The sequence below is a fragment of the Arthrobacter sp. CAN_A214 genome (genome assembly GCF_015751955.1).
GTDB lineage: Bacteria > Actinomycetota > Actinomycetes > Actinomycetales > Micrococcaceae > Arthrobacter_D.
Genome location: NZ_JADOUU010000008.1, coordinates 72,101 through 84,224, shown reverse-complemented (window position 1 = coordinate 84,224; position 12,124 = coordinate 72,101). Strand labels below are relative to the sequence as shown.

The 12,124-nt window shown below is 65.2% G+C and carries 13 protein-coding genes; 9 read left to right on the top strand and 4 right to left on the bottom strand.

The genetic code is table 11. The features are described from left to right. The first annotated feature begins 42 nt into the window (after window positions 1–42). Genes paaB through IWX65_RS09235 form a run of 5 tightly spaced genes read left to right on the top strand, consistent with a single transcriptional unit; the run spans window position 43 to window position 3,662 of the window. A complete protein-coding gene (gene paaB / locus IWX65_RS09255) occupies window positions 43–309 on the top strand; it encodes a 1,2-phenylacetyl-CoA epoxidase subunit PaaB (protein WP_442859185.1) in 267 nt (88 codons plus the stop codon). Continuing rightward, window positions 306–1,130: a 1,2-phenylacetyl-CoA epoxidase subunit PaaC gene (gene paaC / locus IWX65_RS09250; protein ID WP_196882305.1), complete on the top strand. Its 825-nt coding sequence runs from the start codon at window positions 306–308 to the stop codon at window positions 1,128–1,130. Before paaB ends, paaC begins: the two co-directional genes overlap by 4 nt. A gap of 8 nt (window positions 1,131–1,138) precedes the next feature. Further along, window positions 1,139–1,699, top strand: coding sequence for a 1,2-phenylacetyl-CoA epoxidase subunit PaaD (gene paaD, locus IWX65_RS09245; protein WP_196882304.1), 561 nt, complete (start codon window positions 1,139–1,141; stop codon window positions 1,697–1,699). Further along, window positions 1,700–2,860, top strand: coding sequence for a 1,2-phenylacetyl-CoA epoxidase subunit PaaE (gene paaE, locus IWX65_RS09240; protein ID WP_196882300.1), 1,161 nt, complete (start codon window positions 1,700–1,702; stop codon window positions 2,858–2,860). 34 nt (window positions 2,861–2,894) lie between these two features. Further along, complete coding sequence (locus IWX65_RS09235) at window positions 2,895–3,662, top strand: enoyl-CoA hydratase/isomerase family protein (protein ID WP_196882408.1); 768 nt, start codon at window positions 2,895–2,897, stop codon at window positions 3,660–3,662. Between the two features lie 8 nt (window positions 3,663–3,670). Here IWX65_RS09235 and IWX65_RS09230 read toward each other — a convergent pair whose 3' ends face one another. Further along, window positions 3,671–4,114, bottom strand: a complete 444-nt coding sequence (locus IWX65_RS09230) for an Lrp/AsnC family transcriptional regulator (RefSeq protein ID WP_196882297.1) — start codon at window positions 4,112–4,114, stop codon at window positions 3,671–3,673. Between the two features lie 204 nt (window positions 4,115–4,318). Here IWX65_RS09230 and pdhA point away from each other — a divergent pair, with 204 nt between their 5' ends. From pdhA to IWX65_RS09215, 3 genes are read left to right on the top strand one after another with little or no spacing between them, the layout of a single operon-like run. Then, complete coding sequence (gene pdhA, locus IWX65_RS09225; protein WP_196882296.1) at window positions 4,319–5,470, top strand: pyruvate dehydrogenase (acetyl-transferring) E1 component subunit alpha; 1,152 nt, start codon at window positions 4,319–4,321, stop codon at window positions 5,468–5,470. After that, window positions 5,467–6,519, top strand: a complete 1,053-nt coding sequence (locus IWX65_RS09220; protein ID WP_196882294.1) for an alpha-ketoacid dehydrogenase subunit beta — start codon at window positions 5,467–5,469, stop codon at window positions 6,517–6,519. The genes pdhA and IWX65_RS09220 overlap by 4 nt, the downstream gene beginning before the upstream one ends. 2 nt (window positions 6,520–6,521) lie before the next feature. Next, on the top strand, window positions 6,522–8,066 hold the full coding sequence (locus IWX65_RS09215) for a dihydrolipoamide acetyltransferase family protein (protein ID WP_196882292.1): 1,545 nt from the start codon (window positions 6,522–6,524) through the stop codon (window positions 8,064–8,066). 17 nt (window positions 8,067–8,083) lie between these two features. Here IWX65_RS09215 and IWX65_RS09210 read toward each other — a convergent pair whose 3' ends face one another. Further along, window positions 8,084–9,145: a glutamyl-tRNA reductase gene (locus IWX65_RS09210; RefSeq protein WP_196882290.1), complete on the bottom strand. Its 1,062-nt coding sequence runs from the start codon at window positions 9,143–9,145 to the stop codon at window positions 8,084–8,086. 302 nt (window positions 9,146–9,447) lie between these two features. Here IWX65_RS09210 and IWX65_RS09205 point away from each other — a divergent pair, with 302 nt between their 5' ends. Beyond that, window positions 9,448–9,891, top strand: a complete 444-nt coding sequence (locus tag IWX65_RS09205; protein WP_196882288.1) for a hypothetical protein — start codon at window positions 9,448–9,450, stop codon at window positions 9,889–9,891. A 21-nt stretch (window positions 9,892–9,912) separates the two neighbouring features. On the opposite strand, the gene lepB is transcribed toward IWX65_RS09205, so the two are convergent. Together lepB and IWX65_RS09195 are read right to left on the bottom strand one after the other, a co-directional pair. Next, window positions 9,913–10,344: a signal peptidase I gene (gene lepB / locus IWX65_RS09200; protein WP_334683771.1), complete on the bottom strand. Its 432-nt coding sequence runs from the start codon at window positions 10,342–10,344 to the stop codon at window positions 9,913–9,915. Window positions 10,345–10,438: 94 nt separating this feature from the next. Then, entirely contained in the window at window positions 10,439–12,043 is a 1,605-nt protein-coding gene (locus tag IWX65_RS09195; protein ID WP_196882284.1) for a multicopper oxidase family protein, read from the bottom strand. Window positions 12,044–12,124 lie beyond the last annotated feature (81 nt).

The window sequence follows — 12,124 nt, the reverse complement described above, 5'->3', positions numbered from 1 at the left end:
GCCCCCAGCACGGGGCTCTCGGAAAAACGCCAGGGCTGGCCGCTGTGGGAGGTTTTCGTGCGGTCCTCGCGAGGCCTCTCGCACGTCCACGCGGGGTCTCTCCACGCCCCTGACGCCGACATGGCCGTGCGGAACGCCCGTGACCTCTATACCCGGCGCAACGAGGGCGTCAGTCTCTGGGTGGTGCCGTCGTCGTCGATCATCACCAGCGATCCGGACGCGAAGGAGCAGTTCTTCGAATCCCCCCAGGGCAAGGATTACCGCCACGCCACCTACTACACGAAGAGCGAGGGAGTGAAGCACCTGTGAGCGAGTCAAGCGCCAGCGCCACGCGGATCACCCCCGGCAACGCCCTCCGCCCCGAAGACATTGCCGCATCGGATGCCAGACCGACCGCCGACGTCGCTGAATACGCCCTGTGGCTCGGCGACGATTCGCTGATCCTGGCGCAGCGGCTGGGCTGGTGGATCTCACGGGCGCCGGAGCTCGAGGAGGACGTGGCGCTCGCGAACATCGGGCTCGACCTGATCGGCCACGCGCGGTCCTTCCTCACCTACGCCGGCCACGCGTCGGGCAGGACCGAGGACGACCTCGCCTACTTCCGCCGGGAACCCGAGTTCCGCTCGGCCCACCTGTTCGAACAGCCGAACGGCGACTTCGCCCGGACCATCGCGCGCCAGTTCGTCGTCGCGCATTACCAGTGGGAGTTGTACTCACGATTGGTGCATTCCACTGATTCAACCCTTGCGGGCATCGCTGCCAAGGCGGTGAAGGAGGTCGACTACCACCGCGACCACAGTGCCCAGTGGATCCTGCGGCTCGCCCTCGGAACCGACGAATCACGACGCCGCATGGAGGTCGGGCTGAAGCTCACCTGGCCCTATGTAGGGGAGCTGTTCACCGACTACGCGCCCGTCGACGCGCTGGGGGACGCCGCAGTCCGTCCGAGTGCGCTCCAGGCGGCGTTCGATGCGGCGGTCGGAGCCGTGCTCTCCGAAGCCGAACTCGAGGTCCCGTCCGTTCCGCAGGCGGTGGGCGGGGGCCGTCAGGGCCGTCACAGCGAGCACCTGGGCTACATCCTCGCCGAGATGCAGGTCCTAGCACGCGAGCACCCCGGAGCTTCCTGGTGACGGTGGCCATGGGAACCAGCACCGGAACCAGCACCGGGAAAAACACCGGAACCAGCACCGCAATCAACACTGCCTGCCGGCCGGCGAACGACGACGACGCCCGGGTGTGGGACATCGCCGCCGAGATCTGCGACCCCGAGATCCCCGTACTCACCATCGAGGACCTGGGTGTGCTTCGTGCCGCAGGTGCGGGTCCGGGCGGAAAAGCAACGGTGGTCATCACTCCCACTTATTCGGGGTGCCCGGCGATGGACGCGATCCGCGACGACGTCAGCTCGGCCCTGAAGCTTCGCGGGTACGACGACGTCCGCGTGAGCATCGAGCTGGCTCCGGCATGGACCACGGACTGGATGACCGACGCCGGAAAGGCGAAACTCAACGAGTACGGCATCGCTCCTCCTACGGGGAAGGCTGCCGCAGGTCCGGTGAGGATCGGTTTCAGCGTGAAGTGCCCCCAGTGCGCCTCGCTCGACACGCGCGAGCTCACCCGCTTCGGCTCCACGTCCTGCAAGGCGCTCTACGTGTGCCAGGACTGCCGGGAGCCCTTCGATTACTTCAAGGTGTTGTAGATGGCGGTAGTCCTCGCCCCCACGAACAAGCGTCGAACGGCATTCAACCCGCTGACGGTGTCCGAGGTTCGCCGCCTCACCGACGACGCCGTCGAAGTCGCCTTCGCGGTGCCGGCCGCGTTCGCCGATCGGTACGATTACCTCCCCGGCCAGTACGTTGCGCTGCGCACCACGCTCGACGTCGACGGCGAACCGAAGGAAGTGCGCCGCAGCTACTCGATCTGCGCTGAGCCGAAGCCCGGCGAGATCCGGGTGGCGATCAAGCGTGACCTCGGCGGGCTCTTCTCCGTGTGGGCCAATGAGTCGCTGAAGGCCGGCGACACCCTCGACGTCATGAGCCCCATGGGCCAATTCATCTCGAAGCACGAACTGACGGAAGTCAACGACCCCCGGCAGATCGACACCGCGACGCAGACCTCCTTCGCCGCCGTGGCGGCGGGGTCCGGGATCACACCCGTCATCGCCATCGCCCGGACGGTACTCGCAGCCAACGCGACCGTCCGGTTCGACCTGATCTACGCGAACCGTGCTGCGATGGACGTGATGTTCCTCGAGGAACTCGCCGACCTGAAGGATCGCTACCCCGCGCGCTTCGCGGTACACCACGTACTCTCGCGTGAGCAGCGGATTTCACCCCTGCTGACCGGACGCATCGACGCGGACAAGCTCGAGACCCTGCTGGGGAGCGTGATCCGCACCGACGAGATCGACGAGTGGTTCCTCTGCGGGCCCTTCGACCTCGTGCAGCTGTGCCGCGACACGCTCGCCGGGCGCGGTGTTCCAGCGGAGAGAATCCGGTTCGAGCTGTTCTCGACGGGTGAGCCTGACAGGCCTGAGGGCCAGACGGGAAGACCGGTGCGGGCAGCGGAGGACGGTGAGAATTTCATCATCTCCTTCAACCTCGACGGACTGCAGGGGGAGGTCAAGAGTCCCACTCATGCACGGGAATCGATACTCAACGCCGCGCTGCGCGTGCGTCCGGATGTGCCCTTCGCCTGCGCCGGTGGCGTCTGTGGAACCTGCCGGGCGAAGGTAGTCTCCGGAACCGTGGACATGGCAGAAAACTATGCACTCGAACCCGATGAGGTGGAGAATGGTTTCGTCCTGACGTGCCAGGCCCGCCCCACGAGCGACACCGTCACCGTCGACTACGACGCCTAGGAACGCTGACATGACGACAAGTACTGCCGACAGCATGATCAGCCTCGAGATCTACGACGGCGTGGTCGAGATCGTGCTCGACGCACCCCACAAGCTGAATGCGCTCGACGACCGCGCGCTGGCCGATCTGTCGGCCGCTTTCGACGACGCCGCCAAGGGGTCGGTGCGCGCCCTGCTGCTGCGCGGGGAGGGCCGGGCGTTCTGCGCAGGGCGCGACATCTCCGGTGTCGATGCCCGGGACGACGACGCCGGGGGATACCTCGACGGGCGCGTCAGACCGCTGCTGCAGAAGATAGCGGCGTTTCCGGCTCCCACCTTCGCGGCGGCGCAGGGCGCTTGCCTCGGCGTCGGTCTGGGACTCCTCGTGGCAACGGACGTCGTCTACGTGGCGGACACCGCGAAGATCGGCTCACCCTTCGCGAACCTCGGTGCCACCCTGGATTCCGGGGGGCACTGGCTGTTCACGGAGCGGCTGGGTGCGCACCGGACACTGGATCTGGTGTACACCGCGGAGCTCATGAGCGGGACGGAAGCCGTCGCGGGCGGCCTGTTCAGCCGATCCGTCCCAGCCGGGGAACTGCTCGAATTCACCCGCCGAAGGGTCCACGCGGTTGCCGATGGTGCCACCGCCGCCTTCCGGGAATCGAAAAAACTCGTGTCGGCAATCCGGGACCAGCGGCTCGGCCTGTGGGAAGCGCTCGCGCAGGAGAACGCTGCACAGGGTGCACTCAGTAGAACCGCCGACTACGCCGAGGGTTTCGCCGCCTTCCAGCAGAAGCGCAAACCGACCTTCACCGGCTGAGGTCGCGCCTAGCGGGTGTCGAGGTCCTCGAATACCAGGAAGGTCTGGGTGTCGAGCACGCCGGGCATGGATTGCAGCTGGTCGAAGATGACGCGCCGGAGGCCCACGTTGTCTTCGGCGCGCACCAGGAGAAGAACGTCGAAGTCCCCGCCAACCAGGGCGATATGGTGAATCTCCGGAACCTCCCGCAGCTTCTCCCGAAGTTCGCGCCAGGCGTGCTGCCGGACCTTGAGCGTGACATACGCGGAGGATTTGAGGCCGGCCTTTGCGGGATCGATGATCGCGGTGAACCGGGTGATCACGCCGTCGTCGGTCAGTCTGGCGATACGGGAGTATGCATGCGCGCGGGAGATATGCACGTTGTCCGCCACCGCAGTCACCGACTGCCGGGCATCCCGCGTGAGCTCCGTCAGGATCTTCCGGTCCACCTCGTCCAGTGTTCTTTCCGCCACGTGTCCACACTCTCCGCCGTAATCCAGCTCACACGAACTCTTTGTCTCCAAGATTAGTCCCGTTCACGGATTACATCCACACTTTTGCCGACTTGTGGCGACAATTCGCGGTGAAAGCGATACTTGGAGTGACACAGCATCCATAAGCCGATGCCTTGTTCCAGGACATCGAGCCGCTGACAGGGCGGCCAAGGGAGGCGAAGAATGACCATTCCCGCGAATCGGCAGTTCGACAGTCCAACGAAGGACGGCGAGCGCCGCAGCGGCAACCCGGAAGCGGCCCTCCTGCCGTCGTCGAGCCCTGTGCAACTGATCGATCCCTCCGGCATTCACCAGCACGATGACCGCTATCCGCTGCCCGACGGCGACGAACTGGTCCGCGCCTATGCCCGCCTGGTCACCGGCCGCAGGGTCAACGACCAGGCCAACGCCCTCGTTCGCCAGGGACGGATGGCGGTGTACCCGTCCTCCCATGGGCAGGAGGCATGCCAGGTGGCTGCCGCCGTGGTGCTCGGCAAGCAGGACTGGCTGTTCCCCACCTACCGCGACACCGTGGCCGTCATCACGCGCGGGGTCGACCCGCTCGAGGTGCTGACCCTGCTGCGGGGTGACTGGCACTCCGGCTACGACCCCTACGAACACAACGTCGCCCCGCAGGCCACGCCGCTCGCCACCCAATTGCTGCACGCCGTTGGTGTTGCCCATGCGGCCAAGCTGCGAGGCGAGAACACCGTGGTGCTCGCCATGTGCGGTGACGGCGCCACGAGCGAGGGCGACTTCCATGAGGCACTCAACTTCGCGGCAGTGTTCCATGTCCCGGTGGTCTTCTTCGTCCAGAACAACGAATACGCCATTTCGGTGCCGCTGAAGAACCAGTCGGTCGCGCCGTCCCTGGCACACAAGGGGATCGGCTACGGCATGCCCGGCGAACGCGTGGACGGCAACGACGTCGCCGCGCTGCTGTCGGTCCTTGGTACCGCAGTATCCCGGGCACGCGACGGCGGTGGTCCCTCCCTCGTCGAGGCCCACACCTACCGGATGCAGGCACACACCAACGCCGACGACGCCACGAGGTACCGCTCGACCGCCGACGTCGACAAGTGGATTCCGAAGGATCCGCTGAGCCGCATGCGGACCTACCTGCGGAGCCTGAACCTGCTCGACGCCGACGCCGAGACCAGGCTCGCAGCGGAGGCCGAGGTGCTTGCCGCCTCGATCCGCGACGGGCTGAACAAGGAGGTCGAGGTGAATCCGCAGGATCTCTTCGCCTACGTCTACTCCCAGAAGACCTCCCAGCTGCGCGAGCAGGCCGCAATGCTCCGCGAGGAACTGACCCGCGAGGAGATTCCATCATGACCCAGACAGCCGAGCGCACGGCAGGCTCCGCCCCCGGTTCCACTGCAGCCCCGGTCACCTTCGCCAAGGCGCTGAATGCGGCCCTCGCCGATGCCATGGAGGCCGACGCCTCGGTTCTGATGTTCGGCGAGGACGTCGGCCCGCTGGGCGGCGTCTTCCGCGTCACCGACGGACTCACGGCACGTTTCGGCGAAGAACGCTGCTTCGATACGCCACTGGCCGAGGCAGGCATCATGGGCATGGCCATCGGCATGGCGATGAACGGGATGCGCCCCGTCGTCGAGATGCAGTTCGACGCCTTCGCCTATCCCGCCTTCGAGCAGGTGGTCAGCCATGTCGCGAAGATCCCCAACCGCACCAAGGGCAAGGTCCTCCTCCCGATGGTCATCCGCATCCCCTACGCCGGCGGGATCGGGGGAGTGGAGCACCACTGCGACTCCTCGGAGTCCTATTACGCCCACACCCCGGGCCTCACGGTCCTTGCCCCGGCAACTGTCCGCGATGCCTATCTGATGCTGCGTGAGGCGATCGCGCTGCCCGACCCCGTGGTGTTCCTTGAACCGAAGAAGCTGTACTGGTCCAAGGAGAAGCTCGACCTCGACGAGCTCCGCCGGACCTTCGACGAGCAGTCCGGGCCCCGGTCCATCGGCAGTGCTGTCATTGCAAGGGCGGGCACGGACGCCACGTTGATCGCCTATGGCCCGTCGGTTCCCACGGCCCTGGCCGCGGCAGCCGCGGCAGCCGAGGAAGGGCGCTCCCTCGAGGTGATCGACGTCCGCTCAATCGTTCCGTTCGACGACGAGACCGTATGCGCGAGTGTCCGCAGGACCGGGCGCGCCGTCGTGATCGCCGAAGCACCGGGCTTTGCCTCCGTTGCCTCGGAAATCGTGGCACGCGTCCAGGAACGCTGCTTCCATTCGCTTGCGGCGCCGGTGCTGCGCGTCACGGGCTTCGACATCCCATACCCTTCCCCGAAGCTCGAATCCTATTACCTGCCGAGCGTCGACCGCATTCTCGACGCCGTCGATGCCCTGCAGTGGGAGGACTGACCATGAGTGCCGAAGCACTGACACCGGCCCTGCTGGTGTTCAACCTTCCCGATCTCGGAGAGGGCCTCACCGAAGCCGAGCTCGTATCCTGGCTCGTCAAGGAGGGGGACGAGGTGATGGTGGACCAGGCCATCGCCGAGGTGGAAACCGCCAAATCGGTGGTCGAGGTGCCCTCACGCTTCGCCGGAACGGTGGCCGTGCTGCACGGAGCTCCGGGGGAAACGCTCGACGTGGGAGCGCCGTTGATCTCGGTGCGTGCCACTGGCACGGCGGGAACGGCGACGCCCGATGTGCCCGGTTCCGCGGCCGAAGCCGCTTCCGCAACCGAGGCGTACCGCACGGAGGAGCGCGCGGGAATCTCCCCGACGGCTGCGCTCGACAAGGCGCCCGTGCCCGAGGCGGAAAGCGGCTCGGGGAACGTCCTGATCGGCTACGGGACACCGGGCGGATTGACCGGTGGCCGCACCAGGAAACGCAGAACCGGAACGTCCGCGTCCCGGCAGGAAAGCGGGCAGATCGTTCGTGGACCCGTTGCCGGTAATCCAGCCGCCGGCGAGTCAGCCGATCGCGGCGAGGACGGAATTTCCGCCCGCCGCGCGGTGCTGTGCGTCTCACCGTTGGTACGGAAGGCTGCCCGGGAGGCCGGGCTGACGCTGGGCAATATCCCCGGCAGCGGCCCGGACGGGCTGATCCTCCGCCGCGACGTCGAGGCTGTGTCGGCCGCCCAGGCAGGACCGCCGTCGTCCTCCCCGCGTGCAGCAAGCGTTGCTGCGCCGGAAACGAGCCCTTCGTCAACCGAGGCGGGTGCCGCTGTTCCAGGGACCGATCCGCGCTCCGGGCTGCCGGTGCTCGACCGGACCCCGTTGCGCGGCGTGCGGAAGACCGTGGCGGACACGATGTCCCGCAGCCGGCGGGAAATACCCGAGGCAACAGTGTGGGTGGACGCGGATGTCACAGCCCTCGTCGAGTTGCGGGCACAACTGAAGATGCGCGGGGCGGAGTCCGCGCCGGGCCTGCTCGCCTTCATCGCCCGGTTCGTCGTGGCGGGGCTTGACCGGTATCCCGAACTGAATACGCGCATCAATATCCTTGATGACGGCTCACAGGAGATCCTCCGGGTGGCAGGGGTGAACCTCGGGCTGGCTGCACAGACGGACAGGGGTCTCCTGGTGCCGAGTGTCCGGAACGCCGACCGGATGAACACACGGGAGCTCGACGTTGAAATCCGACGGCTCGCCGCCCTTGCGCGCGTGGGCAAGGCGACGCCCGCGGACCTCACCTCCGGGACGTTCACCCTCAACAACTACGGGGTTTTCGGGGTGGACGGCAGTGCGGCCATCATCAACTTCCCGGAATCTGCCATCCTCGGAGTCGGCAGGATCATCGACCGCCCCTGGGTCGTGGGCGGTGCACTGGCCGTCCGCAAGGTGACGGAACTGACGCTGTCCTTCGATCACCGCGTGTGTGACGGGGGAACCGCCGGAGGTTTCCTCCGTTACGTTGCAGATGCCATGGAGAACCCGGGGAGCGTGCTCGCCGATCTGTAGTCCGGCGAGCTGAACCATCAATTTGAACTGGCTTGTTTCTCGAACTGGTGCGCTGCCTGCTGGACCAGGGCGTGTGCATGCCGCATCACTTCCAGATCGGTTGCAGGGGCAGCGAGTTGCACCGCCTCAAGGGTGACCAGCTCGACGCCGGGAATCTCCGCCACCTGTGGTTCGAAATCATGGCTGAGGGCAAGATCGAGCACGGTGAGAGGTTTTCCGGCCCTTCGCCTCAAGAGCGCCAGAATGGGCTCGGTGATGCGGGCGCCGGCCCCGCTGCAACCGATCAGCACGTCCGCCCAGGCCACCGCCGCCGGCAGTTCGTAGACACTCAACGCCGTTCCACCTCTCTGGGCGGTGAACGCTTCGGCCCGGTCGGACCAGGAGAATACGCAGATGGCTGAGCAGTCCCGGCTCCTGAGCAGCTCCAGAACGCAGCCCGCCAGGTTTCCTGTGCCGATGAGAACAACTGACACCTCGGAAAGGGCGGGGCGCGGGAAGCCGGTCGCGAGATCAAGGGCCACCGTGGCGATTGAAGTCCCTGTGCTGCATCGGTCCACCCAGGCTTCCACTTCGTCCGCCGTGCGCGACGCCGCCTGGAACAAGCGGACCAATTGCGCACTGGCTGTGCCGGCCGCCTGGGCCAGGGTCAGGGCCTTGCGAACCTCGGTGGACATTTCGCGCTCGCCTCCGCCTGCCGAATCAAGGTCGGCTCCAACGGTGAACAGGTGCTGCGTGACGGACAGCCCGAAGCTGTAGGCAAAGAGTGAGGAGAGGGGGAGCAGTGGGATGCCCGTGCAATGGCTGACGGACCCGAGGGTTTCGGAACAGGCGATTCGGGCCGTTGAGGAGGGCGAGGTTTCGCAGTAGATCTCGAAGCGGTTGCACGTCGCCAGGATCACGGCTCCGATGACGGCGGTGCTCGTGGTCAGCAGATCCTTGGTGATCTGGGATGAGACGGCTTGAAGGTGGGACGTGATCTCAGCGTCGGTACCCCGAAACGGCCGAACCTGCGCCAGGAAGACGAAGCCATCCTGCGTTGGATGAACCTCCGGGTCCGCGTAGCGGGATGTTCCGGACATAATTATTCTCCTTGCGAGAGCTGCCGACACATGCTGGGTATCGAGCAGCAGCCATAACACGTACGCATAGGGTCGCTCACCAACCTTCGGGAATCCTTGAGGTCTGTTCGCGTTATCCGTAGGCATGACCGGACAAGGTTTTCCCATGGTCGCGCCGCCACGCTGGAGTTATGAATGTTGCCGGTGATCCCATGGAACCTGAGGAATCCCTCCTTCCTGTCAGCCCGCCTGCCCGCGGGACCAACACCTGGTTAACGCGCGGCAGAGTTCTTGCGTTCGTTTTTCTGCTGGCGGTTGTTACCGTGGGAGGCATTCTTCTGCTGGGCGGGAAGGAGGAGAGCAGCACGCCGTTGGGGGCCGCAGCCGTCATCGACGGCGGGCTGGCTCGCATCAACGGTATCGTCCCGGTCGAAGAGGACGGGTGGACGCCCCAGGACGCTGGGGAAACGGGCGTATTCGACTCGCCCGCCGCGGCCGGCGCGCACCGGGTGCGGGTGGTACTCGAACTCACCGCGGTGGAACCTGAAGGAATTCCGTTCGATCCAGCGGATTACTCGATCAGCGGGTTGGCTGCAGGGACGAGCGAGCTCCTTCTCTCAGTGCCGGGAAGCCAGCGCATCCGACAGGGAAACACAGTGAATACGGAGTTGGTCTTCGAGATTCCGGATCGTGCCGTGGAGCTTGCGTTGGAGGGACCGGATGACATGCGTTTGTCCCTCGGTGTTTCGCACCATACCGGCGACTGAGTGCGCATCCTGCACGGGCACTCATGGCAAGAGCAAGATGCCGAGGAGGTTCTCCAGGGGAACGCTCCCGTAGTCGCGTGAGTCGATGGACCCGGCACGGTTGTCACCCAGAACAAACACCTGACCTTCGGGGACTTGCACAGGGCCGAAATAGGTTCCGTCGATGCGGGTGTGGTCGATGCCCGGCTCGGGGACTGCCTTCCCATCCACCAGCAGGATCGAATCCTCGATGGCCACGAACTGTCCGCCGACCGCGACCACCCGCTTGAGGGTAGGCGTGCCTCCCTCCGGGCTGGTGAAGACGATCAGAGTGCCCCGCTTCACCTGCGCTGGTGGGAACGCTTTGAGCATCAGCACGGTGCTGTTCTCTGCCACTGCCGGTTCCATGCTGTCGGACGCCACCGTCAGGGGCTCGATGACCCAGAGCCGGGTGACCAGCAGTGCAGCGACCACCCAAGATGCTGCCACCGACTTCGGGTGGCGCAAACCGGGCGCCCTGCGTGTAGTCCGCAAGAGCACCCGGTCCGCATCCATGACTTCCCGGCCCCTACGCGCCGGTGCCGAACTGGGGAGGTGCTGCCTTGATGGGATCGTTGGGGTCATTGTCGAAATCCTCGATCCCCACACTGAACTGAACCATCATGTCGTGGTCCTCATGCGGCAGGTTATGGCAGTGCACCATGTAGCGGCCCCGATGGGGACCGAACTTCATGAGCAGCCTGACCGTTTCGCCCTCGCCGACGTACACGACATCCTTCGGCCCGCGCTCGGAGGCAAACGGCGGCCTGCCGTTGCGGCTGAGGATCTGGAAATCGACGAGGTGGATGTGGATGGGGTGGAACCAGCCGCCCGAGCTGTTCTCGAACTCCCAGATCTCGACGGCGTCGAGATCGACGTCCGCGATGGTCTTGCGGTATTCGCTGGCAATGACGTCCTGCCAGGTGTCACTGTCGATCGTCCACAGGTTGGTCACGTCGTCCCGCTTGACCCGGAAATGGCGGGTTTTGGTGGCTTGGGCGGGCTTGAGGCTCATGGCCTCGCTGGGGACCAATGCTGCGGGAACGGTGTTCCAGGTCGCATCGGTCGTATCGACCGGGGTGTCCACCACGTCGAAGGCCATGATCTTGTTCGTGAAGTCGTAGTCCACGTTGTTCTTGTTAGAGAGGTTCCGCAGTTCGATCCGCTGCCCTGTCGCGTACTTCCGGAAGTCGATAAGTACCTCGTACCGCTCAGCGCCGGCGTGACGGTAGTTGGCGACGTTCTGCGGTACGGGCACCAGCCCACCATCGGTTCCCACGATGATCAGGGGGTCGCCGGTGCTGAGAGTGGGCCGGAGAGAGCGGGAGATGCTGCAGTTGAGGATGCGGAAGCGGTAGATGCGTTTTTGAACCTTCATGATCGGCCATGGTTTGCCGTTGACCAGGATGACGTCGCCCCAAAGGCCGGAATGGGAGTTGTCGTCGTAGCCGAGGGCGCCGTTGGCGGCGAACATGGCATCGGAGATAGTCAGTGCGACGTCGAAATTCCCCTGCGGGAGGAGCTTCCGCTCGAGCGGGTCGTGCATGTGGTACTGCCCGGCAAGTCCTGAATAGGCGTTCTGTGCCGTGAAATGCACCCCGTGGTCGTGGTACCAGAGGGTGCGAGCCGGCTGGAAGTTGGGGTACTGGTAGTCCTTGTAGAATCCGGTGTTGGTTACGTCGCTCGCGTAGCCGTCGAACTGCGGCAGGGAGGCTGACCCGTGCAGGTGGGTCGACGTGGACAGAAGGTGGCCGGCGGTGGGATGGGTAGCGGGAAGCTGATTGCTGATTCGTACAACGGCCTTGGTGCCCTGATCAAGGCTGATGGTCGGACCCGGGAAGACCCCGTTGTAGCCGAGAATCGGCGTCGTCAACCGGGGAAGAATCGAGGCAGTCGCTGCGGTTTCCTTAAGGAAGTAGTAATTGACGGGTTTCCCGTCAGCAGGATCAATCGCCGTTCTGGGCGCGAGGATGGGCGCCTGGGCGAACTCGGTCCTGAACGGCCGGGGCATATCCCGGTCGGCGAGCCTACTGATGGATTTAGCTTCGACAAGTGTGGACGGCAGCGATAGTGCGCTTGCCCCCATTACTCCCAGCCCTCCGAGCAGGAGTACTTGTCGTCGTGAAGTGGTCATGATGGTCTCCTTAGAGCCGAACTGGCGCTCTAAGCGTGCTCCGCGGTTCTTGGGAAAACCCTGAGTTCTCGAGTTTGTAGA